The organism is Mesorhizobium sp. WSM4887 (assembly GCF_029625865.1).
In the GTDB taxonomy this organism is placed as follows: Bacteria; Pseudomonadota; Alphaproteobacteria; order Rhizobiales; family Rhizobiaceae; genus Mesorhizobium.
Genome location: NZ_JARTVP010000003.1, coordinates 50,989 through 73,226 on the forward strand (window position 1 = coordinate 50,989; position 22,238 = coordinate 73,226).

Genomic DNA, 22,238 nt, shown 5'->3' on the forward strand with positions numbered 1-22,238 from the left:
TCCTCATGGCCGTTACCGTTTCTCCGGAGCGCGACGTCGTCGCTACTCCCATCCAGCGCGCGTTCCGCGAAGCGCTCTACGCCGGCGCCATCGCGCTCGGCCTGTTCGTGCTGTTCATCGGTCTCAGGACCGATCAGAACATCAACAACGAGCTGATCCTGGTGCAGCGCTGGGGGCTGCTCGCCCTGGTGGTCCTCGCCGTTGTCGTCGGGCGCTTCCTCTATGTTGCCTATGCGGTTCCGGCGCTCGAACGATCAAGGGCTGAAAGGGCCAAGGCGCCTGCGATCGCCGTGGAGCCCGGCTTCGTGCGGCGAAACTTCAACAAGATCGGCGCCACGGTGCTGATCCTCTATCCAGTGGCGATGGTGCTTCTGTTCGGCTTCCAGGGCTCGCTGAAATGGGTCGACAATTTCGGCATCCAGATCCTGATTTATGTGATGCTGGCCTGGGGCCTCAACATCGTCATCGGTCTAGCCGGCCTGCTCGACCTCGGCTATGTCGCCTTTTACGCCGTTGGCGCCTATGCCTATGCGCTGCTCGGCACGCATTTTGGCCTGTCGTTCTGGATCCTGCTGCCTGCCGCCGGCGCCATGGCCGCCTTCTGGGGCGTCATGCTCGGCTTCCCGGTGCTGCGGCTGCGCGGCGACTATCTGGCTATCGTCACGCTCGCCTTCGGCGAGATCATCCGTCTGGTGCTGATCAACTGGCGTGAGGTGACCAATGGCTCGGCCGGCATTTCCGGCATCCCGAAGGTCTCCTTCTTCGGGCTCATGTCGTTCAACGTCTCGGACCCGAACTACATCGCCAAGGTGCTGGGGATCGCTCAGTCGGGCGCCTACTACAAGATCTTCCTCTATTATCTCATTCTGGCGCTCTGCTTCCTCACCGCCTTCGTCACCATCAGGCTGCGCCGCCTGCCGGTGGGCCGCGCCTGGGAAGCGCTGCGCGAGGACGAGATCGCCTGCCGCTCGCTCGGCATCAATACCACCACCACCAAGCTGACGGCGTTCGCCACCGGCGCCATGTTCGGCGGCTTCGCCGGCTCGTTCTTCGCCGCGCGCCAGGGCTTCGTCAGCCCGGAATCCTTCGTCTTCCTTGAATCGGCGATCATCCTGGCCATCGTCGTGCTCGGCGGCATGGGCTCGTTGGGCGGTATCGCGGTGGCGGCGCTGGTGATGATCGGCGGCACCGAGATCCTGCGCGAGCTGGGCTTTCTCAAGGTGGTGTTCGGTCCGGACTTCACGCCGGAGCTCTACCGCATGCTATTGTTCGGCGTTGCGATGGTGATCGTCATGCTGTGGAAGCCGCGCGGCTTCGTGGGCAGTCGAGAACCAACAGCCTTCCTCAAGGAGCGAAAAGCGGTGTCAGGCTCCTTCACCAAGGAGGGCCACGGCTGATGAACGCGCAAGTTTCCATGAACGACTTCATCCTGCAGGTCGAGCATCTGTCGATGAAGTTCGGCGGCCTGATCGCCATCGGCGACCTGTCGTTCCAGGCCAAGCGCGGCGAGATCACCGCGCTGATCGGACCAAACGGCGCCGGCAAGACGACCGTGTTCAATTGCATCACCGGCTTCTACAAACCTTCGGAAGGCATGATCACGCTCAGCCGGCGCGACGGCTCGAACTATTTGCTCGAGCGCCTGCCCAATCACGAGATCCCCGCGCGCGCCAAGGTAGCGCGCACCTTCCAGAACATCCGCCTGTTCTCGGGCATGACGCTGCTGGAGAACCTCCTGGTCGCCCAGCACAACAAGCTGATGAAGGCCTCGGGCTATACCTTCCTCGGCCTGTTCGGCTTCTCCAGCTACCGGCAGGCCTCGGCTGAATCGATCGATCTCGCCAAGCACTGGTTGGAAAAGGCCAATCTCGTCGACCGCGCCGACGATCCGGCCGGCGACCTGCCCTATGGCGCGCAACGGCGGCTGGAGATCGCGCGCGCCATGTGCACCGGACCTGAGCTTTTGTGCCTCGACGAGCCGGCCGCCGGTCTCAATCCGAAGGAATCGGCCTCGCTCAATGAACTGTTGATGGACATCAAGGACAACACCGGCACGTCGATCCTGCTCATCGAGCACGACATGTCGGTGGTCATGCAGATCTCCGACCACGTCGTGGTGCTGGAGTACGGCCGCAAGATCTCCGACGGCAGCCCGCAGTCGGTCCGGACCGATCCGCGCGTGATTGCCGCGTATCTCGGCGTCGACGACGAGGAAGTGGAAGAGGTGCTGACCGAAGTCGGCGACGAGGATGTCATCGAGCAGCTGGATACCGGGCCTGATGCGGCGCACGGGCCGGGCAGTTCCGCCTCGATGATGGCGGGGCCGGTTTCCGACACTGTCGAACACGCGGACGAGGGCGAACGGGTCATGGTATCGAGAGGCGCCTCGAAAGCGGCTCAGGTCGATGCCAAAGCCAAAACGCCAAGAAAGTCGTCCGAGCGGGCCACGGGCAAGCCGGCCGCGAAATCCTCGACAGCCAAGCCGCGCGGAGGGCGTAAGTAATGGCCGGCACAACGCTGCTCGATATCAAGGGCGTGCAGACCTATTATGGCAACATCCGCGCGCTGAACGGTGTCGACGTCACCGTCAACCAAGGTGAGATCGTGGCGCTGATCGGCGCCAACGGCGCCGGCAAGTCGACGTTGATGATGACGATCTTCGGCGCGCCGCGTGCGCGCAGCGGCACCATCACCTTTGCCGGCAACGACATCACGCAGTTGCCGACGCACGAGATCGCGCGGATGCGCATCGCCCAGTCGCCTGAGGGACGCCGCATCTTTCCGCGCATGACGGTGATGGAAAACCTGCAGATGGGCGCCAGCCTCGACAACCTAAAACATTTTGACGAGGATGCCGAGAAGGTGTTTGCGCTGTTCCCGCGGCTGAAGGAGCGCATCGGCCAGCGCGGCGGCACGCTCTCGGGCGGCGAGCAGCAGATGCTGTCGATCGGCCGTGCGCTGATGGCCCGGCCGAAGCTGCTTCTGCTCGACGAGCCGTCGCTGGGATTGGCGCCGCTGATCGTCAAGCAGATCTTCGATGCAATCCGCGAATTGAACCGGACCCAAGGGCTGACCGTGTTCCTAGTCGAGCAGAACGCTTTCGGCGCGCTGAAGCTCGCCAATCGCGGCTACGTCATGGTCAACGGCAATGTGACGATGAGCGGCACCGGCAAGGAGCTGCTCGCCAATCCGGAAGTGCGCGCCGCCTATCTCGAAGGCGGCCACCACTGAGTTCAGGAGACTTCATCATGCAGGGCATTCTCTACGAGGAAGCCTCGATCTGGCAGTTCCTGTTCGTCACCTGCCTGCTCGGCGGATGGGCGGCCTGGATGACCGGCAAGGCGAGCGCGCAGACTTGGCGCAGCTTCTTTCAGCTGTTCCTCTATATGCTCGGACTCGGCATCGGCATAAGGTTCATCCACCACGCGCTGTTCGACGGCACGATGTTTTCGCTGCACTACTATATCGTCGACACCATCGTGCTAATGATACTGGGCTTCCTTGGTTATCAATACACGCGCACGAACCAGATGGTCACTCAGTATAATTGGCTCTACGAAAGAGCCTCCTTATTGAGCTGGAAACCAAAGGGTTGACGTTCATGATCAACGCCGTTCCGGGGAATGAATTTGGCGTGACAAGTGCCTGAAAATCGGCATTCTATGCTTTCTGCGATAAGGGTGGGCATCGCATGAAAGTATCATCCACGCCCACTCCGTAAATGGGAGCGTTTCAATGAAAAAATCACTCTTGTCCGCCGTGGCGCTGACCGCGTTCATCGCGTTCAGCGGCAGCGCGTGGGCCGACATTCTGATCGGCGTCGCCGGTCCGATCACCGGTCCGAACGCGGCCTTCGGCGCGCAGCTGCAGAAGGGCGCCGAACAGGCGGTCGCCGACATCAACGCGGCTGGCGGAGTCCTCGGCCAGCAGCTTAAGCTGAGCGTGGGTGACGACGTGTCGGATCCGAAGCAGGGCATCTCGGTCGCCAACAAGTTTGTCGCCGACGGCATCAAGTTCGTCGATGGCCACTTCAATTCGGGCGTCTCAATTCCTGCGTCGGAAGTCTATGCCGAGAATGGCATCCTCGAAATCACGCCGGCCGCGACCAATCCCAAGTTCACCGAACGCGGCATGTGGAATACGTTCCGCACCTGCGGACGCGACGACCAACAGGGCAAGGTTGCCGGCGACTATGTCGCCAAGAACTTCAAGGACGCCAAGATCGCGCTCATCCATGACAAGACCCCTTATGGCCAGGGCCTTGCCGATGAAACCAAGAAGGCGCTCAACGCCAATGGCGTCAACGAAGCCATGTATGAAGGCATCAATGTCGGCGACAAGGACTTCTCGGCGCTCATCGCCAAGATGAAGGAAGCCGGTATCTCCGTCGTCTACTATGGCGGCCTGCATACGGAAGCCGGCCTCATCATCCGCCAGCTCGCCGACCAGGGCCTCAAGGCCCAGTTCATGTCGGGCGACGGCATCGTGTCGAACGAGCTCGCCTCGATCGCCGGCGACGCCGTCCAAGGCACGCTGATGACGTTCGCGCCGGATCCGCGCAAGAACCCGAACGCCAAGGAGCTCGTGGAGAAGTTCCGCGCTGCCGGTTTCGAACCGGAGGCCTACACGCTCTACTCCTACGCCGCGATCCAGATCATCGCTGCGGCCATCACGAAGACCGGCTCCGCCGACGATGCGCAGAAAGTCGCCGAGACGATCAAGTCGGGCGGCCCCTGGAAGACCGCCATCGGCGACATTGGGTATGACTCCAAGGGCGACATCACCCGCCCGGACTATGTCATGTACACCTGGAAGAAGGGTGAAGACGGCAAGTACTCCTACTTCGAGCAATAAGCCGGCAAAGAAGAGCCGACTTTCCGAGATGCCCGGCGCTGAGCGCCGGGCATTTTTTGTTGGCCGCGCATCCATCCTGCCTTCGTGTCCCTCGCCGAGTTCGTCGGCGTTGTCGTCCAGGCGCTCGGAGGCCGTCGCGAAGGTTTGGCGCAAACGAACGATTTAAATCGATTGAAGTGTCGCGCTATTTTGTTTGCGCTGCAGCATTTTCAAGCTAATCATTGCGCCGGTTCACCTCACCTTCCGCTACTGGAGCCCAGTCCTTGGCAATCACGAAGATCCTAGTCGCCAACCGGTCCGAAATCGCCATCCGCGTCTTTCGCGCGGCCAACGAACTAGGCCTCAAAACCGTGGCGATCTGGGCGGAAGAGGACAAATATTCGCTGCACCGCTTCAAGGCCGACGAAAGCTACCAGGTCGGGCGCGGCCCGCATCTCACCAAGGACATGGGTCCGATCGAAAGCTATCTGTCGATCGACGAGGTGATCCGCGTCGCGCGCCTCTCGGGTGCCGATGCGATCCACCCCGGCTACGGCCTGTTGTCGGAAAGCCCCGAATTCGCCGAGGCCTGTGCTGCCGGCGGCATCACCTTCATCGGGCCGAAGCCCGAGACGATGCGCCGGCTCGGCAACAAGGTGGCGGCGCGCAACCTGGCGATCGACGTCGGCGTGCCGGTCGTGCCCGCCACCGATCCGCTGCCCGACGATATGGACGAGGTGAAAAAGCTCGCCGCGGAAATAGGCTATCCGGTGATGCTCAAGGCATCGTGGGGTGGCGGCGGCCGCGGCATGCGCGCCATCCGCGCTGAAGCCGACCTCGCGCGCGAAGTCATGGAAGGCAAACGCGAGGCGAAGGCCGCCTTCGGCAAGGACGAGGTCTATCTCGAAAAGCTGATCGAGCGCGCCCGCCATGTCGAGGTGCAGGTGCTGGGCGATACCCAGGGCAATGCCGTGCATCTGTTCGAGCGCGACTGCTCGATCCAGCGCCGCAACCAGAAGGTCGTCGAACGTGCGCCGGCTCCCTACCTCGGCGAGAAACTGCGCGAGGAACTCTGCGGCTACGCGCTGAAGATCGCGCGCGAGACCAGCTACATCGGAGCCGGCACCGTCGAGTTCCTGCAGGACGCCGACACCGGCAAGTTCTATTTCATCGAGGTCAACCCGCGCATCCAGGTCGAGCATACCGTCACCGAGATGGTGACCGGCATCGATATCGTGAAGGCGCAAATCCACATCCTCGACGGCTTCGCCATCGGCACGCCGGAGTCCGGCGTGCCGGCGCAGAAGGACATTAAGCTCAACGGCCACGCCCTGCAGTGCCGCATCACCACCGAGGACCCGGAACACAATTTCATCCCCGATTACGGGCGCATCACCGCATATCGCGGCGCCACCGGCTTCGGCATCCGCCTCGACGGCGGCACCGCCTATTCGGGCGCGGTCATCACCCGGTTCTACGATCCGCTGCTCGAAAAGGTGACGGCCTGGGCGCCGACGCCGGGCGAGACGATCGCGCGCATGAACCGGGCATTGCGCGAGTTCCGCATCCGCGGCGTCGCCACCAACCTCACCTTCCTCGAAGCGATCATCAACCACCCGAGCTTCGCCGACAATTCCTACACCACCAAGTTCATCGACACGACGCCGGAGCTGTTCGAGCAGGTCAAGCGGCAGGACCGCGCCACCAAGCTGCTCAATTATCTCGCCGACGTCAGCGTCAACGGCCATCCCGAGACGCGCGGACGGCCGGTGCCGAAGGCGGATGCGGCGGCGCCTGTCGTGCCCTATCTCAACGGCAAGGTGCCGGACGGCAGCAAGCAGCGGCTCGACGCGCTCGGGCCTCAGAAGTTCGCGGCATGGATGCGCGAGCAAGCCCAGGTGCTCGTTACCGACACGACGATGCGCGACGGACACCAGTCGCTGCTCGCCACCCGCATGCGCACCTACGACATCGCCGGCATCGCCGGCACCTATGCGCGAGCGCTGCCGCAACTGCTCTCACTGGAATGCTGGGGCGGCGCCACCTTCGACGTCGCCATGCGCTTCCTCACCGAGGATCCATGGGAGCGTCTGAGCAGAGTGCGCGAGGCAGCCCCCAATCTTCTGCTGCAGATGCTTCTGCGCGGTGCTAACGGCGTCGGCTACACCAACTATCCCGACAATGTCGTGCAGCATTTCGTTAGACAGGCAGCCGCCGGCGGCGTCGACCTGTTCCGCGTCTTCGACTGCTTGAACTGGGTCGAGAACATGCGCGTCGCCATGGACGCGGTGGGCGCCGAGGGCAAGCTGATCGAAGCGGCGATGTGCTACACCGGCGACATACTCGATCCGGAGCGCGCCAAATACGACCTGAAATATTATGTCGGGCTGGCGAAGGAACTGGAAGCGGCCGGCGCGCATATCATCGCCGTCAAGGACATGGCGGGCCTGTTGAAGCCCTCGGCGGCGCGCGTGCTGTTCAAGGCGCTGCGCGAAGAGACCGACCTGCCGATCCATTTCCACACGCACGACACCTCCGGCCTGTCGGCGGCGACGGTTCTGGCGGCGGTCGAGACCGGCGTCGACGCCATCGACGCGGCGATGGATTCGTTCTCCGGCAACACCTCGCAGCCTTGTCTCGGCTCGATCGTCGAGGCGCTCAAGGGTACCGAGCGCGACCCCGGCCTCGACCCCCAGTGGATCCGCCACATTTCGTTCTACTGGGAAGCGGTTCGCAACCAATACGCCGCCTTTGAAAGCGACCTCAAGGGACCGGCCTCGGAAGTCTATCTGCACGAGATGCCGGGCGGCCAGTTCACCAATCTCAAGGAACAGGCGCGCTCGCTTGGGCTCGAAACGCGCTGGCACGAGGTGGCGCAGGCCTATCACGACGTCAACCTGATGTTCGGCGACATCGTCAAGGTGACGCCGTCGTCGAAAGTGGTCGGCGACATGGCGCTGATGATGGTGAGCCAGGACCTCACAGTCGCCGATGTCGAGAACCCGGCGAAGGACATCGCCTTCCCGGATTCGGTCGTCTCGATGCTGCGCGGCGATCTCGGCCAGTCGCCCGGCGGTTGGCCGCAAGCTCTGCAGAAGAAGGCGCTGAAGGGCGAAAAGCCGATCACCGTCCGGCCCGGCTCGCTGCTGAAGCCCGCGAACCTCAAGGCCAGCCGCAAGGAGATCGAGGAGAAGCTCGAGCGCAAGCTCACCGAGTTCGAATTCGCCTCCTGGCTGATGTATCCGAAAGTCTTCACCGACTTCGCCGCCGCTCAGGAGACCTATGGCCCGGTCAGCGTGCTGCCGACGCCGACCTATTTCTACGGCATGAAGTCGGAAGACGAGATCTTCGTCGATATCGAGAAGGGCAAGACCCTGGTGATACGCTGCCAGGCGTTCGGCGACGTCGACGAAAAAGGCATGGTCACCGTCTTCTTCGAGCTCAACGGCCAGCCGCGTCGCGTGAAGGTGCCGGACCGCGCGCATGGCGCTTCGGCCGCCAAGGCGCGGCGCAAGGCCGAGCCGGGCAACGAGGCGCATGTCGGGGCGCCGATGCCGGGCGTGGTGTCGGCTCTTGCCGTGGCGCCAGGCCAGGCGGTCAAGGCGGGCGACGTGCTGCTCTCGATCGAGGCGATGAAGATGGAGACCGCGTTGCACGCCGAGCGCGACGGCGTGGTGGCAGAGGTGCTGGTCAAGGCCGGCGACCAGATCGATGCGAAGGATTTGCTCATCGCCTTTGGCTGAATGTGCTGATCTTCAGGTGAGGCCGGCCTGCAAAACGCCGGCTTCCTGGGGTTCCGGCCTTCGCCGCCGAAGCACTCACCAGGCACGTCGCAGTTAAGGCTACGGCCAGCTTAGGCCCGTGCCCACGTACTCCAAGCATGCTCGGCTCCGGTTCTCGGAACAACCGTTCTCGCCGCTTCGCGTCCGTCTTCGACTCCGGCTCGGCCTGACCAGAATCTCAGCACAGCCTGGGGTGCTCCAACCCTTCATGCCGCATCGATAATGTCTTGACCCGCCGCGCCTGCTCGGGCATCGAACCCGCTCCAATTTTGCCGTGCGGGAATCGCCGTGGCGCAAAAAAACGCGGAGAGAAAAAATGGCCGACGAGATCACCGAGACCAGCCAGACTGTAGCCGCCGGCCAGCTGCGCGCCATCATCGAGCGCATCGAGCGGCTCGAGGAAGAAAAGAAGACGATTTCCGACGACATCAAGGACGTCTATGGCGAGGCCAAGGGCACCGGCTTCGATACCAAGGCGATCCGCACCATCGTCCGGCTGCGCAAGAAGGATCAGGCCGAGCGCCAGGAGGAGGAGTCGATCCTCGATCTGTATAAGGCCGCGCTCGGCATGGTCTAAGGCTCGCGGCTAGAGCAGTTCAGCGTTTGATGGAATCGCTGAACTGCTCCAACCATTTGCTTTTGCGCAATTCCGGACGGAAACCGTTACACTTCCTGAAATTGCCTCTAGGGACGGCCATGAGTGAGTTCGACTTCGGTGGCCATCGCGCTTCGGATTTCCGGCATCGCGGGTTCTGGGCGCTGTTCGCCGAACGGCACCCGGAAGAAAGGGCGCGGCTGGCGCGACGCGGGCCATGGTTCTGGCAGCGCGGAATGCCGGAGTTCGCCCTGGTGCTGTCCATGTATGTCGCGCCAAGCGAGAACGTGGTCGGCGTCTTCTTCGGCCGCAACGAGAAGCTCGGCGCGACGGAGGTCTGGACGCGGCTGATGCCATTCCAACCGGCGATCGAGGCGCGGCTGAAGCTCAGGCCGGAGCAAAGCGCGCAGAATCTCGGCATAAATTCGCAGTGGCGGGTCAACTGCTTTGCCGAGGACAATTGGCCGGCCATGGCCGACTGGCTGGCGACGGAATGCTCGCGCTTCGAGCAAGCCGTCACCCAAGTGCTGAGGCAGGAGTAGAGCACAGATGGTTGCCGGCTTCTTCCGCTCGCGCTGGCAAGGCATTGTGCCGCTCGACCGGCTGTTCTGGCGCGACATGCTGCTCGCCGGCACGGCGATCAACATCGCTTCGTCCGCGCTGGCGCTTGTCCTGCTTGGGCTGAAGCTGCCGCTCTGGCTGGTGCTCACGGTGCATTTCCTTCCCGCCCCCTACAACATCTTTCTCGCCCTTGCCGTCTGGCGGACGGCGGAAACGGCCGGCGGGTTCAAGGCGCAGTTGATGATGCTGGGCTCGGCGCTCTGGCTGATCGCGACGGTCGTCGTCTGAATCGAAAAAGGGCGGCCGAAGCCGCCCTTACAAAGCTACCACGAACTGGCTGTCAGGCCGCCGGCTCGAAGCGCAGCGACACGCCGTTGATGCAATAGCGCAGGCCGGTCGGCGGCGGACCGTCCTCGAAGACATGGCCGAGATGGCTGCCGCAACGCGAGCAGTGGCACTCGGTGCGGACCATGCCGTAGCTGCGGTCGACGGTGGTCTCGATCGAGCCCGGGACCGGATCGTTGAAGCTCGGCCAGCCGGTTCCGCTCTCGAACTTCAGCTTGGATTCGAACAGCGGCTGGTCGCAGCCGACGCAGAAGAAAGTGCCGGCGCGCTTCTCGTAGAGCAGGGCGCAGCTGCCGGGACGCTCGGTGCCGTGGTTGCGCATGACGGCATACTGCTCCGGCGTCAGCCGGGCGCGCCACTCGGCATCGGTGCGGGTGACGGGATAGGCGTGGGTGTCCATGAAATCTCCTCGGCCTTGGCGGCTCGTTGTTGGTTGGCATGTCATGTTCGCACGAAGATAGGTGTTTGTTACACCACTGACCAGCGCTGGGACTGACAACGCAATCGCCGCTGGTTTCCGCGAATTACTGTCACGCTCAATGCTTCCTCGATAGCTGCTTCGTTGCCGCTTCGAGCCCGGCAAGCGTCAGCGGGAACATGCGGCCGCCGAAGATGTCGCTGATCATCGCGATGGAATGGGTGTAGCGCCAGTTCTTCTCAGCCTCAGGGTTCAACCAGACCGCGTTCGGCCACTGCTGCAGCAGCCGACCCAGCCAGACGCCGCCGGCCTCCGGGTTCCAGTGCTCGACCGAGCCGCCGGGATGCGCAATTTCGTAAGGGCTCATCGAGGCGTCGCCGACCACGATCACCTTATAGTCCGGCCCATATTTGTGGATGAGGTCGAAGGTGGGGATCGTCTCGGCCAGGCGGCGGCGATTGTCCTTCCAGACGCGCTCGTAAAGACAGTTGTGGAAGTAGTAATACTCGAGCTGGCGGAATTCGGCGCGCGCGGCGGAGAACAGCTCCTCGACGGTTTTGACGTGACCATCCATCGAGCCGCCGACGTCGAAGAACATCAGGAGCTTCACCGCGTTGCGCCGCTCCGGCCGGGTTCTCACGTCCAGATAGCCGTGCTCGGCGGTGGCGTGGATGGTGCCGGGCAGGTCGAACTCTTCCTCGGCGCCCTCGCGCACCCAGCGCCGCAGCCGCTTCAGCGCCACCTTGATGTTGCGGGTGCCGAGCTCGATCGCGTCGTCGAAGTTCTTGAACTCGCGCTTGTCCCAGACTTTCACTGCGCGACGGTGGCGGCTTTCGTGCTGGCCGATGCGCACGCCTTCCGGATTGTAGCCACAGGCGCCGAAGGGCGAGGTGCCGCCGGTGCCGATCCATTTCGAACCGCCCTGGTGCCGGCCCTTCTGCTCCTCCAGGCGCTGCTTCAGCGTCTCCATCAGCTTGTCGAAGCCACCCAGCGCCTCGACCAGCTTCTTCTCCTCGTCGCTCAGGTGCTTTTCGGCGAGCCGGCGCAGCCATTCCTCGGGAATGTTGGCGACGTCGACAGCGTCCGGGCCGGCGAGCGCTTCGACGCCCTTGAAGACATGCGCGAACACCTGATCGAAACGGTCGATATGGCGCTCGTCCTTCACCAGGGCCGAGCGCGCGAGGTAGTAAAAACCCTCGACGTCGTAGTCGACCAGCCCAGCTTCCAGGCCTTCCAGCAGCGTCAGATACTCCCGGAGCGAAACGGGAACCCGCGCGGCTTTCAGTTCAAGGAAGAAGGGGATGAACATCGCCAGACGGCTATCTCTGCCCCTCGATCTTTTCACGCGCGGCACTCGCAATGAAGGCAGAGCGCGTCAGGCCCCGGCGGCTGGCTTCAGTATCGATCGCCGCAAGTAGACCCGCGTCCAACGACAGGTTTGCCCGGACTGACCGACCGGAGTCGATCAGCAGCGGGATCATGACGGCAGACTCGCCTGCGGCGCTATCGATCTCACCTGATCGTAACAAGTCCGCCACCGTTCGTGCTTCGGGTAACGAGACGTGCTTTGCCAACCGAGTTTCAGCCCATTCGCGTATCGCCGATGTTGCATCGGCAATCGCCTCCTCGGGGCTGGCGCCGCCGCCATGGCAGCCCGGGAGGTCGGGGACCCGGATTCCCCAGACATTATCTGCGCCGTCCAGAACTCCAATATAATGCGTCATGCGATCAGGCCTCAAATCCATCCGGCGAGCTTGGCGATCGAGCGTGCAACGCCCGGAGATTGCTCGCGGTGCCGCGGCACGATGATGGTCACATCCGGTTTCCCGGGTGCTCGTATTTGTCGTGCTTGCCGCCTCCGACGCTCGACCAGCCATCGCGCAAAAGCCGCGCTATGATCTTGCGCGTGTTAGTCTCAATCAGCGGCACGGCGGCTTTCCAATGCGCAATATATTGCGCAGCTGGACCGGTTTCAACCGTTTCACAACAGATCGTACTCGATGAAGCCCGTGCGCCGCGCCACATGGTCGTACAGCCGGCGCGCGGTGGCGTTGGTCTCGTGCGTCATCCAGTAGACGTTCTTCACGCCGATCTTGCCCGCCTCGTCCTGCACCGCTTTGATCAACGCCGCGCCGATGCCCTTGCCGCGCACTTCGGGGTCGGCGAACAGATCCTGCAGATAGCAGGTGTTGACCTCAGACCAACAGGAGCGGTGGTAGAGATAGTGGGTCAGGCCGACGGCCTTGCCCTCAAGCGTGGCGATAAAGCCTTTCGGCTCGAACTCGCCCGCCGTGAACAGGCGTTTCCAGGTGACGTCGTAGACCTCGTCCGGCAGCTTGGTCTCGTAGAAGGTGAGATAGGCGGTCCACAGCCGGCGCCAGTCGGAGCGGTCGGACTGGGCAAGCGGGCGAACGGTGATCTCGGACATGTTTTCCTCCAATGTTTTGGTCGGAAGCTGCGGCAACCGCCGCCTGTCGGCAACGGTCCACAGACAGACAAAGCGCTATTGCTGCCAAGCCTATTGCTGGCGCCTGGCCATGAAGGCCAAGCGTTCGAAGAGGTGCACGTCCTGCTCGTTCTTGAGCAGCGCGCCATGCAGCTTCGGCAATATATTCTTCGGATCGGCGCGCAGATCCTCCGGCGCGATGTCGTCGGCGACCAGCAGTCGGATCCAGTCGAGCGCTTCGGAGGTAGATGGTTTCTTCTTCAGCCCGGGCACGTCACGGATCTCGTAGAACTGGGTAAGCGCGGCCCGCACGAGATTCTGCTTGATGCCGGGATAATGCACGTCGACGATCCGGTGCAGCGTCTCGATATCGGGGAAGCGGATGTAGTGGAAAAAGCAGCGGCGCAGAAAGGCGTCCGGCAACTCCTTCTCGTTGTTGGAGGTGATGATTACGATCGGCCGAAATTCGGCGCGGATGGTCTCGCCGGTCTCGTAGACGAAAAACTCCATCCGGTCGAGTTCCTGCAGAAGATCGTTGGGGAATTCGATGTCGGCCTTGTCGATCTCGTCGATCAGGAGAACGACCTTTTTCGGTGCCGCGAAGGCGTCCCACAGCTTGCCGCGTTTGATGTAGTTCTTGATGTCGCTGAACCGGTCGTCACCGAGCTGGCTGTCGCGCAGCCGCGAGACGGCGTCATACTCGTAGAGGCCCTGCTGCGCCTTGGTGGTCGATTTGACATTCCATTCGATGAAATCGAGGCCGAGCGCCGCCGCCACTTGACGGGCGAGTTCGGTCTTGCCGGTGCCCGGCTCGCCCTTGACCAGCAACGGTCGCTCCAGAGCGATCGCGGCGTTGACCGCCACCATCAAATCCTTGTCGGCGACGTAAGCCGCGGTGCCTTCGAAACGCATTTCTTCTCCTGATCGTTGGGCCGCGACCCTAAGGACGCTGGCCAGGCTGTGCAAGGCATGACAACGCCGCAAGGCCCATGACGCAGATTTGCGGCCGCTTGGAGCGGTGTCCTTCTGGCGCTCGGTCAACCATGGGCCTATATTGGTTTTGGCGGTCTGCGCTTCCCGGCAGGAGAAACTTATCCCCGGGGCCTTATCGATCCTTAGGGAGCTGTCCCTGGGAAGACCCGTGGGTTTTCTCACACGGCGCCCACCTACTTTGTAGGCACCCGGGATCGACCTCTCCACCGGTTGTGTGGATCGCCACTCTCCCGTTTTTGAATTTGATGCGGTAGAAAGCGTCGCTCCTGCAACTTCGTCCGGATACGACCTTTTCTAACGTCTGCGCATGACCTCATCAAAAGACCTGAAAAAACAGCTTCGCAAGGAAGCTCTGGCGCGGCGGGATGCGCTGGACGAATTCTGGCGGGTCGAGATCGCGCTCGAAATGGCTGAGACGGCGCGTGACCAGATCGCCGTCGAACCGGGCCAGATCGTCTCCGGCTTCTGGCCGATGCGCTCCGAGGTCGATGTGCGGCCGCTGATGTTCGCGCTGCGCGAGAAAGGCGCCAGGCTTTGCCTGCCGGCGATCCTCGACAAGACAACCATCGTCTTCCGCGAGCTGGTGCGCGGCGCGCCAATGGTCGAGATGGGTTTCGGCACGGTCGGACCGCACGAGCAGGCCGAAGAGCTCGACCCCTCGCTCATGTTTGTTCCGCTCGCAGCATTCGACGCGCGCGGCCACCGCATCGGCTACGGCGCCGGCTATTACGACCGGGCGATCGCCAGGCTGGCCGACAAAGGGCTGGCGCCGCGGCTGATCGGCATTGCGTTCGACTGCCAGGAGGTGTCGCAAGTGCCGGATGAGAACCATGACGTGATCATCCCGGAAATACTCACCGAGAGCGGGTTACGCCGGTTTACCGCCTCTTAGAATATTCCGACCCGCTTCGCGCGATTCCAATCCCTATCCAACAGTATTCCTGCTATCCAATCCAAGTTGAGGTTAGCAAGGGATTTTGTCTTCATGCGATTCATCCTGATGCCGTTTGCTCTGATCGCGGCAGCACTGTTTGCGATGGGATTGCATATCACCGGAACCACCCTGTACCACCAAGCCGCCTGGGGGCAGACGGTCGCTACCGTGACGGATGTCAGTCCTTTCACTGAAATGCACAAAAATGGCCTCGCCATAGAGCGCATCAATGTCGCCCTCGCCTATGTGGTTGACGACGTGCCGATGACCTGGTCCGGAAAGGGAAACCTTGTCGGTCTCCACGAGGCGTCGATCGGCGACAAGGTGAAATTCTACTACGACCCTGGCGATCCAGCGACCCTCGATACCGCCGGAATGAAGGGCTGGCGCGGCATGCTGTTGATCCTTGCAGGTACCGGCGGCTTCACCGTCTTCTACGTTTGGTTTTTCTGGCTGCGCGGACGGAGCGCGCGTTAGACGTCGCCTTCGGCTGCTAGGACGGGGCGGTGGTGCCGTATAAGACCATCATGTGATCATCCCGGAAATACTCACCGGGAGCGGGTTGCGCCGGTTCACGCCGCAATTGTAGAACAGCGGTTGAGAAACGCATGATCTTTTGCGGAAAGTCATGCAGCTTTTGCTTGGCGGACTTTCGACGCGGGATCGTATGAGACTTCTCTTCCTCGGCGACATGGTCGGAAAAACTGGGCGCACGGCGGTGTGGGAACAGCTGCCGGGCTTGATATCCGACTTCAAGCTCGACTTCGTCATCGTCAATGGCGAGAACGCCGCGGGCGGCTTCGGCATCACCGAGGAGATATTTCGCGAGACGCTCGCGGCGGGCGCGGATGTCGTCACCACCGGCAACCATGTCTGGGACCAGCGCGACGCGCTGGTCTTCGCGCCGCGCGAGGAGCGCTTCCTGCGCCCCTCCAATTTTCCCAAGGGCACGCCGGGGCGTGGTTCCGGCGTCTATATCGCCAGGAACGGCGCGCGGGTGCTGGTCGCCAACATCATGGGGCGCGTCTTCATGCATCCCGAGCTCGACGATCCGTTCCAGGCCGGCGAGCGCGAGCTTGCCGCCTGTCCGCTTGGCGAGCAGGCCGACGCGGCAGTGATTGATTTCCATGCCGAGGCGACTTCTGAAAAGATGTGCTTCGCGCATTTCGTCGACGGCCGAGCCAGCCTTGTGGTCGGCACCCACACGCACCAGCCGACCGCCGATCATCAGATACTCAACGGCGGCACCGCCTATATTTCGGACGCCGGCATGTGCGGCGACTATGATTCCTCGCTCGGCATGGACAAGGAAGAGCCGCTCAACCGCTTCCTGTCGAAAGTGCCGAAAGGTCGTTTCGAGGCCGCGAATGGACCGGCGACGCTCTGCGGCGTCGGCGTGGAAATCTCCGACCGCACCGGGCTTGCAGAGAAGATCGCGCCGTTTCGCCGCGGGCCGAGACTCGAGGAAACCGCGCCGTCCTTCTGGTGATGATATTGATATGAGCACCGGTCGTACCTAACTGGCGACGAAACCCGCGAAAACTGCTCTAGATCGTAGAGGGGACGACCTCCATGCAGCTTGTCGAGTTCCTGGCGCCGCACTTTGCTTTTGTCTCCGATCCCACAGCCTGGATCGCGCTGCTGACGCTGGTGGTGCTGGAGGTGGTGCTCGGCATCGACAACCTGATCTTCATTTCGATCCTGACCAACAAGCTGCCGGAAGCGCAGCGCGCCCGCGCCCGCAAACTCGGCATCTCGGCGGCACTGGGCATGCGGCTGGTGCTGCTCGCCACGATTTCGATCATCGTGCAATTGACGACACCGGTGTTCACGGCGTTCGGGCATGGCTTTTCCTGGCGCGACCTGATCCTGATCGCCGGCGGCCTGTTCCTTGTCTGGAAGGCGACCAAGGAAATCCACCACACGGTCGATCCGCAGGATCATCAGGACTCGATGATGGGCGGCACACTGCAGATGAGCCTGGCTGGCGCGATCTTCCAGATCCTGCTGCTTGACCTCGTCTTCTCGATCGATTCCATCATCACCGCCGTCGGCATGACCGACGAAATCGCCATCATGTACATCGCTGTCATCGTGGCGGTGAGCGTGATGATGCTGGCGGCGACGCCGCTCGCCAACTTTATCGCCAAGAACCCCACAATCGTGATGCTGGCGCTCGGCTTCCTGCTGATGATCGGCATGACGCTGATTGCCGACGGCATGGGCTATCACGTGCCCAAGGGCTACATCTACGCCGCCATGGGTTTTTCCGCGCTGGTCGAGGGCCTCAACATGCTGGCGCGGCGTCGAAAGAAGCAGCGGTCCGGCGGCGGGCATTAAACTAGGGTAGGTTGATCTGCCAGGAAACGCCGAAGCGGTCGTTGAGCCAAGCGAAACGGCGGCTGAAGCCGTAATCGTCGGTCGGCATCAGAAACGCGCCGTCCTTGGCCAGCACCCCGACAATGCGATCGAGCTCCTCCTCGGAGGAACAGTCGACGAAGAGCGAGAACGACGGCGTGAAGGAGAAGGCGTGATGCACGGGGCTGTTGAAGACCATGACCTCAGTGCCGCCGATCACGACACGGGCCAGCTTGAGCGCACGTTCGGGTCCGTCCTCACCCGCGCCATAGCGTGTGACGTCGACAACGCGGCTTTCTGGAACGGTGTCGCAATAGAGGGTCATGGCCTCCTCGGCCTGACCTTCGAACATCAGGAACGGCGTTACCTTCACGGCCGGGCCTCCTCGCTCAAAGGGAGTCAAATATTGGTCTCGTTGGCCGGCTCGCCTTTCATCTCGGCGCGATAATAGCCGTCGCGCAAATTGATGCCGTATTCGAGATACGCCTTCATGCAGGCGAGCATCTGCGACCAGCCCTCGCAATTGAGGTAGGATTTCTTCAGTCCGACCTCGCCTTCGTGCCAGCCGGCCTCGGCGATGGTAACGAAGGTGCCGCCGTCGTCCAACGGCTCGAAGTTCATCTCGATGCGTGTCTTGTAGGCCGGCTTGCCGTCAGTGTCGGCCGCGTCCCAGCGCAGCACGATACGCCTATCCTTGATCACCTCGTCGACCTCGACCGGCACCGTCTTCCACCAGGTGACGGTGGTGCCGGCGACCAGCGGAGCAGAGGCGCCGCCAATGGTGGTGAAATAGCCGCTGAGCTTCGTCGGGTTGACCACGGCGTCGAAGACTTCGGCGACCGGCTTGCCGATGCGTCCGGAAATCCTGAATCCAAGAGACATATCCACAGCTCCTTCCTTGCCTCGTGAAACAATATGTTATAAAAACATAACATGTCAAGCCCAGCCTCGGACGATCGTGTTTTCAAGGCCTTGGCGCACTCGCGCCGGCGCGAGTTGCTCGACCGGCTCAAGAATCATCCGCAGACCACCGGGGCGCTCTGCGAGGCTTTCCCGGACATGGATCGCTGCACGGTCATGATGCATCTGAAAGTGCTGGAAGAGGCCGATCTGGTCGTGGCGAGGCGCGAGGGGCGCGAGCGCTGGAACCATCTCAACGCGCTGCCGATCAGGCAGATCCACGACCGCTGGATCGGCCAATATGCGGGCCATGCGATCAGCATCCTCGACCGGCTGAAGTCGGATCTGGAGGGATGATGCCGCGCTGCAAGGGCAATCTCGGTCTGTCCGCCGTCAGGGTCGACGGTCCGGCTGGACGAATTGAGCCGATTTATCTATAAGCCGGCCATTCCGACAGAGAGCCCCGCGGGCCTTCGCAGGCACGCTTGCAGCGTTCTGAAATTTTGAATTCGAGCATTTGCCGGGTGATCGCGCCCGGCCGAGAAATGCTCTAGCCGAACACGACAGGGGTGCCATGGCTGGCCATTCGCAGTTCAAGAACATCATGCACCGGAAAGGCCGCCAGGATGCGGTGCGGTCGAAAATGTTTTCCAAGCTGGCACGCGAAATCACCGTCGCCGCCAAGACCGGCACGCCGGACCCGGCGATGAACCCGCGGCTGCGCCTTGCGGTGCAGAACGCCAAGGCGGTGTCGATGCCGAAGGACAACATCCAGCGCGCCATCAACAAGGCCTCCGCCGGAGATGCCGAGAACTACGAGGCCGTGCGCTATGAGGGCTATGGCCCCGGCGGCGTGGCGCTGATCGTCGAGGTGCTGACCGACAACCGCAACCGCTCGGCGTCCAATGTGCGCGCCGCCTTCACCAAGGCCGGCGGGGCGCTCGGCGAAACCGGCTCGGTGTCGTTCATGTGGAACCGCGTCGGCGAGATCTATTACCCGGCTTCGGCCGGCAGCGCGGACACGGTGATGGAAGCCGCGATCGAGGCCGGTGCTGACGACGTCGACTCGGACGAGGAAGGCCACACCGTCTATTGCAGCTTCGAAAATCTCGGCGAGGTATCTAAGTCGCTCGAAGCCGCGCTCGGCGAAGCGGAGTCGGTCAAGCCGATCTGGCAGCCACAGAACAACGTGCCGGTCGATGAAGAACGGGCGCAGTCGCTGATGAAGCTGGTCGCCACCCTTGAGGACGACGACGACGTGCAGAGCGTCTACGCCAATTTCGAGGTCGACGACGAAACGATGGCCAAGCTCAGCGCGGCCTGATCGGCTGATCCATGAGCGGAACTCGATCCGACATGAGCGAGAAGCCGCGGCCCGCCATCCGCATCACCTACTGCACGCAATGCCAGTGGCTGCTCAGAGCCGGCTGGATGGCACAGGAGCTGCTCTCGACCTTCGGTACCGATCTCGGCGAGGTGACGCTGGTGCCGGGCACCGGCGGCATCTTCACGATCTCCTGCAACGACCAGCTTATCTGGGAGCGCAAGCGCGACGGCGGTTTTCCGGAGGCGGCGAAGCTCAAGCAGCTGGTCCGCGATGTCATCGACCCGGAGCGCGATCTGGGACACGCCGACCGCAAGACGCACAAGAAGACGGACCCCGCCTGAGGCGGTGTTTTATCCGCTGGCCGCTCTCTTCAAATCAGCGCCAGGATGAAGCAGGCCATCGCCACGATCGCGGTGATGGTGCGGACGTGGTTCCACATTACCCATTGGCGCAGATGGTTCGCCCACACGGCGGCGCCGTTGCTGCTGGCCGGGTCGACGGCGGCCAGGGCGTCGTTGAGCGGTACGTTGAACACCATGGTCACGATCGGGTTGCCGACGAGATAGATTACGGCGCCGGCAAGCAGCCAGTACGAGCCCGATTGGCTCCAGCCCATGATGACAGCGGCAATCAGCACCAGGCAGATGAGGCCGGTGCCGAAAAGCGCCGTCATGAAGGCGGGCGTAATTACGGTGATGTTGATCGAATTCATCGCTGCGATGCCGGCTGGGACGGGCAGCCTGGCAAGTGCTGCCATGACGAAATTGGAAAAGGCGAAGAAGACGCCGCCGACCACGCCAGAGCCGATCGCGGCAATGAAGGCGAGGGCGGGAAGAATTTTCATCATCTCAGTTACTCCAGACGCCGCTGGCTGCGGTTTCGGTTGCATAGGCGAAGAAGTCTTTCGGCCGGCGGCCGAGCGCCCGCTGCACGCCGTCGGTCAGCGATTCGTTGCGGCCGTCGAGCACCTCGGTGAAGAGCTCGTTGAGCAGCCAGGCGAATTCCGGCGGCAGGTTGTGCGCAGCCACCGTTTCGGTGAATTGGGCATGCGAGATCCGCCGATAGCGGATGTCGCGGCCAGTGGCTTTGCCGATTTCGGCGACGGCCTGAGCAAAGCTCAGCAGACGCGGGCCGGTGAGTTCGTAAAGCTGGCCGGCATGGCCCGGCTCCGTCAGCACGGCTTCGGCGACATCGGCGATATCGTCGACATCGACGAAGGGTTCGCCGACAGCGCCGACCGGCAGGGTGACTTCGCCTTCGAGTATGGATTCGATGAGGAAGCCTTCGCTGAAATTCTGCGAGAACCATGAGCAGCGCAGGATCGTCCAATCGGCACCGGAGACCTTGACCATTTCCTCGGCGCGCTGAGCCTCCGTCTCGCCGCGACCGGAGAGCAGCACCAGCCGCTTGATGCCGCGCTCGACGGCAAGTTTGGCCAACGCCTCGACAGTTTCGGCGGCGCCCGGCACCGCGATGTCAGGATAGTAGCTGATGTAGACGGCGCCGACGCCGTCGAGGGCCGCGCCCCAGGTGTTCTTGTCCGACCAGTCGAAGGGAGGCGTGCCTGCGCGGGAGCCGATCCGCACCGGGATCCTGCGGGCGATCAACCGTTCGGCCAGCCGCCGGCCGGTCTTGCCGGTGCCGCCCAGGATCAAAATCGGTTTCTGTGACGTGTCGGTCATCTCGATCTCCTCGTTTTCTGAATATGAGTAATCCTCATGTTTGCAAAACGTGATAAACCCTCGTATTTTGTGAGTCAAGCCAGTTTCTCGAGGATCTTTCGGAGGAAGCTCATGCAAGGCAGGGTAGCCGCGAAGCTCGACCAGGAAATCGCAATGCCCCGGCGAGCGCCGACGCAGCAGCGCAGCCGCGAGCGGGTCGAGCGGATGCTTGCCGCCGCCGCGGCGCTGATCGCCGAGCAAGGCAGCGATGCCATGCGCATGGGCGAGGTGGCGGAAAGAGCAGGGGTGTCGATCGGCTCGCTCTACCAGTTCTTTCCCGACAAGCGGGCGATCGTCTGGGCGCTGGCCGAGCGCTACACCGCCGAAAGCCAGGCCTGCATCTCGGCGGCGCTGAAGGACGTCAGCGACGCCGAGGGGCTGAAGCGGGCGTTTTCGGAGCTGGTCGACATCTATTACGGGATGTTCCTGGCCGAACCGGTGATGCGCGACATCTGGTCGGGCACGCAGGCCGACAAGGCCTTGCGCGAACTCGAACTGGCCGACAGCCGGGCCAATGCCCGATTCCTCGTCGCGGTGCTGAAGCGGTTGCGTCCCGGCGCAGATACCGTGGCGATGGAGACGGCGGCGCTGCTAGTCTGGCAGATGGGCGAGGCGGTCATGCGGCTGGCGATCTCCGTCGACCGGGAGGAGGGCGACAGGCTGGTCGCGGCCTATAAGCGCATGGCGCTGCGGGAGCTGGTGGAAGGGTAGGTACAACCTGGTCGGGTTTCCCGCAGCGTCTGTGGCCAACAAAAAACCCGCCTCGGAGGCGGGTTTTTGATCTGCGACACGTTTAGAAAGGCTTAGAGGCCGAAACCTTCGAAACGCTTCTTGAACTTCGACAGGCGGCCGCCGCGGTCGAGCAGGGTCTGCTGGCCGCCGGTCCAGGCCGGGTGCGTGGTCGGGTCGATGTCGAGGTTCATCGTGTCGCCTTCCTTGCCCCAGGTCGAGCGGGTCAGGTATTCGGTGCCGTCGGTCATGACGACCTTGATGGTGTGGTAGTCGGGATGGATATCGGCCTTCAT

General features: G+C 62.7%; 26 protein-coding genes, 1 other RNA gene and 1 pseudogene. 18 read left to right on the plus strand and 10 right to left on the minus strand.

Features of this window, described 5'->3' with window-relative positions:
- Positions 1 to 5: 5 nt before the first annotated feature.
- The 9 genes and pseudogenes from livM to P9230_RS13840 all read left to right on the plus strand — a co-directional run bounded on the left by livM (position 6) and on the right by P9230_RS13840 (position 10,059).
- Positions 6 to 1,397, plus strand: coding sequence for a high-affinity branched-chain amino acid ABC transporter permease LivM (gene livM / locus P9230_RS13800; protein ID WP_067001672.1), 1,392 nt, complete (start codon positions 6 to 8; stop codon positions 1,395 to 1,397).
- A pseudogene (locus P9230_RS13805) lies at positions 1,397 to 2,470 on the plus strand (ABC transporter ATP-binding protein); the annotation flags it as partial. The gene livM and the pseudogene P9230_RS13805, both read left to right, overlap by 1 nt.
- A 32-nt stretch (positions 2,471 to 2,502) precedes the next feature.
- Complete coding sequence (locus tag P9230_RS13810) at positions 2,503 to 3,231, plus strand: ABC transporter ATP-binding protein (RefSeq protein WP_067319509.1); 729 nt, start codon at positions 2,503 to 2,505, stop codon at positions 3,229 to 3,231.
- A gap of 17 nt (positions 3,232 to 3,248) precedes the next feature.
- A complete protein-coding gene (locus P9230_RS13815; protein WP_067001681.1) occupies positions 3,249 to 3,596 on the plus strand; it encodes a DUF6867 family protein in 348 nt (115 codons plus the stop codon).
- Positions 3,597 to 3,735: 139 nt separating this feature from the next.
- The gene (locus tag P9230_RS13820) at positions 3,736 to 4,854 is read left to right on the plus strand and encodes a branched-chain amino acid ABC transporter substrate-binding protein (protein WP_067001684.1); all 1,119 of its coding nucleotides are present in this window, start codon (positions 3,736 to 3,738) and stop codon (positions 4,852 to 4,854) included.
- A gap of 263 nt (positions 4,855 to 5,117) precedes the next feature.
- Positions 5,118 to 8,576 carry a pyruvate carboxylase gene (gene pyc / locus P9230_RS13825; RefSeq protein ID WP_278119514.1) on the plus strand — a complete coding sequence of 1,153 codons (3,459 nt, stop codon included), beginning with the start codon at positions 5,118 to 5,120 and terminating at the stop codon, positions 8,574 to 8,576.
- A 355-nt stretch (positions 8,577 to 8,931) separates the two neighbouring features.
- A complete protein-coding gene (locus P9230_RS13830) occupies positions 8,932 to 9,192 on the plus strand; it encodes a DUF2312 domain-containing protein (protein ID WP_067001689.1) in 261 nt (86 codons plus the stop codon).
- 119 nt (positions 9,193 to 9,311) lie between these two features.
- Complete coding sequence (locus P9230_RS13835) at positions 9,312 to 9,752, plus strand: hypothetical protein (protein ID WP_278119516.1); 441 nt, start codon at positions 9,312 to 9,314, stop codon at positions 9,750 to 9,752.
- Between the two features lie 7 nt (positions 9,753 to 9,759).
- Positions 9,760 to 10,059 (plus strand): hypothetical protein, encoded by a 300-nt coding sequence (locus tag P9230_RS13840; RefSeq protein WP_095824100.1) that lies wholly within the window; start codon positions 9,760 to 9,762, stop codon positions 10,057 to 10,059.
- A gap of 52 nt (positions 10,060 to 10,111) precedes the next feature.
- Here P9230_RS13840 and msrB read toward each other — a convergent pair whose 3' ends face one another.
- From msrB to P9230_RS13865, 5 genes are all read right to left on the minus strand, one after another.
- Positions 10,112 to 10,516, minus strand: coding sequence for a peptide-methionine (R)-S-oxide reductase MsrB (gene msrB / locus P9230_RS13845; RefSeq protein WP_067001694.1), 405 nt, complete (start codon positions 10,514 to 10,516; stop codon positions 10,112 to 10,114).
- Positions 10,517 to 10,652: 136 nt separating this feature from the next.
- Positions 10,653 to 11,843, minus strand: coding sequence for a VWA domain-containing protein (locus P9230_RS13850; protein ID WP_278120017.1), 1,191 nt, complete (start codon positions 11,841 to 11,843; stop codon positions 10,653 to 10,655).
- Positions 11,844 to 11,853: 10 nt separating this feature from the next.
- On the minus strand, positions 11,854 to 12,258 hold the full coding sequence (locus P9230_RS13855; protein ID WP_067002185.1) for a type II toxin-antitoxin system HicB family antitoxin: 405 nt from the start codon (positions 12,256 to 12,258) through the stop codon (positions 11,854 to 11,856).
- A gap of 257 nt (positions 12,259 to 12,515) precedes the next feature.
- Positions 12,516 to 12,962, minus strand: coding sequence for a GNAT family N-acetyltransferase (locus P9230_RS13860; RefSeq protein ID WP_067319706.1), 447 nt, complete (start codon positions 12,960 to 12,962; stop codon positions 12,516 to 12,518).
- Positions 12,963 to 13,052: 90 nt separating this feature from the next.
- Complete coding sequence (locus P9230_RS13865) at positions 13,053 to 13,892, minus strand: MoxR family ATPase (protein WP_095824098.1); 840 nt, start codon at positions 13,890 to 13,892, stop codon at positions 13,053 to 13,055.
- A 150-nt stretch (positions 13,893 to 14,042) separates the two neighbouring features.
- Between P9230_RS13865 and ssrS the strand changes: the two genes are divergently transcribed.
- The 5 genes from ssrS (at position 14,043) to P9230_RS13890 (ending at position 17,247) form a co-directional block, all read left to right on the plus strand.
- A non-coding RNA gene (ssrS, locus tag P9230_RS13870) (6S RNA) lies at positions 14,043 to 14,198 on the plus strand.
- Positions 14,199 to 14,280: 82 nt separating this feature from the next.
- The gene (locus P9230_RS13875) at positions 14,281 to 14,865 is read left to right on the plus strand and encodes a 5-formyltetrahydrofolate cyclo-ligase (RefSeq protein ID WP_067319497.1); all 585 of its coding nucleotides are present in this window, start codon (positions 14,281 to 14,283) and stop codon (positions 14,863 to 14,865) included.
- A gap of 93 nt (positions 14,866 to 14,958) precedes the next feature.
- Entirely contained in the window at positions 14,959 to 15,384 is a 426-nt protein-coding gene (locus tag P9230_RS13880) for a DUF3592 domain-containing protein (RefSeq protein ID WP_127241615.1), read from the plus strand.
- Between the two features lie 190 nt (positions 15,385 to 15,574).
- Positions 15,575 to 16,396 (plus strand): YmdB family metallophosphoesterase, encoded by an 822-nt coding sequence (locus P9230_RS13885; RefSeq protein WP_095824096.1) that lies wholly within the window; start codon positions 15,575 to 15,577, stop codon positions 16,394 to 16,396.
- Positions 16,397 to 16,479: 83 nt separating this feature from the next.
- Positions 16,480 to 17,247: a TerC family protein gene (locus P9230_RS13890; RefSeq protein WP_067001713.1), complete on the plus strand. Its 768-nt coding sequence runs from the start codon at positions 16,480 to 16,482 to the stop codon at positions 17,245 to 17,247.
- A gap of 1 nt (position 17,248) precedes the next feature.
- Here the strand turns inward: P9230_RS13890 and P9230_RS13895 are convergent, their stop codons facing one another.
- Positions 17,249 to 17,638: a VOC family protein gene (locus P9230_RS13895; RefSeq protein WP_278053523.1), complete on the minus strand. Its 390-nt coding sequence runs from the start codon at positions 17,636 to 17,638 to the stop codon at positions 17,249 to 17,251.
- Between the two features lie 26 nt (positions 17,639 to 17,664).
- The gene (locus tag P9230_RS13900; protein ID WP_067001716.1) at positions 17,665 to 18,147 is read right to left on the minus strand and encodes an SRPBCC domain-containing protein; all 483 of its coding nucleotides are present in this window, start codon (positions 18,145 to 18,147) and stop codon (positions 17,665 to 17,667) included.
- Between the two features lie 51 nt (positions 18,148 to 18,198).
- Between P9230_RS13900 and P9230_RS13905 the strand changes: the two genes are divergently transcribed.
- From P9230_RS13905 to P9230_RS13915, 3 genes are all read left to right on the plus strand, one after another.
- The gene (locus P9230_RS13905; RefSeq protein WP_095824095.1) at positions 18,199 to 18,522 is read left to right on the plus strand and encodes a helix-turn-helix domain-containing protein; all 324 of its coding nucleotides are present in this window, start codon (positions 18,199 to 18,201) and stop codon (positions 18,520 to 18,522) included.
- A gap of 217 nt (positions 18,523 to 18,739) precedes the next feature.
- Entirely contained in the window at positions 18,740 to 19,489 is a 750-nt protein-coding gene (locus P9230_RS13910) for a YebC/PmpR family DNA-binding transcriptional regulator (RefSeq protein ID WP_095799759.1), read from the plus strand.
- A gap of 32 nt (positions 19,490 to 19,521) precedes the next feature.
- The gene (locus P9230_RS13915; protein WP_095799760.1) at positions 19,522 to 19,833 is read left to right on the plus strand and encodes a SelT/SelW/SelH family protein; all 312 of its coding nucleotides are present in this window, start codon (positions 19,522 to 19,524) and stop codon (positions 19,831 to 19,833) included.
- Between the two features lie 29 nt (positions 19,834 to 19,862).
- Here the strand turns inward: P9230_RS13915 and P9230_RS13920 are convergent, their stop codons facing one another.
- Both P9230_RS13920 and P9230_RS13925 read right to left on the minus strand, forming a co-directional pair.
- A complete protein-coding gene (locus P9230_RS13920) occupies positions 19,863 to 20,339 on the minus strand; it encodes a DUF1772 domain-containing protein (protein ID WP_067001727.1) in 477 nt (158 codons plus the stop codon).
- A gap of 1 nt (position 20,340) precedes the next feature.
- Complete coding sequence (locus P9230_RS13925; RefSeq protein ID WP_278119524.1) at positions 20,341 to 21,174, minus strand: NAD(P)H-binding protein; 834 nt, start codon at positions 21,172 to 21,174, stop codon at positions 20,341 to 20,343.
- Between the two features lie 111 nt (positions 21,175 to 21,285).
- On the opposite strand from P9230_RS13925, the gene P9230_RS13930 reads away from it, so the two are divergent.
- Positions 21,286 to 21,924: a TetR/AcrR family transcriptional regulator gene (locus P9230_RS13930; RefSeq protein ID WP_067319486.1), complete on the plus strand. Its 639-nt coding sequence runs from the start codon at positions 21,286 to 21,288 to the stop codon at positions 21,922 to 21,924.
- A gap of 92 nt (positions 21,925 to 22,016) precedes the next feature.
- On the opposite strand, the gene rpmE is transcribed toward P9230_RS13930, so the two are convergent.
- Positions 22,017 to 22,238 (minus strand): 50S ribosomal protein L31, encoded by a 222-nt coding sequence (gene rpmE / locus P9230_RS13935; RefSeq protein ID WP_040974396.1) that lies wholly within the window; start codon positions 22,236 to 22,238, stop codon positions 22,017 to 22,019.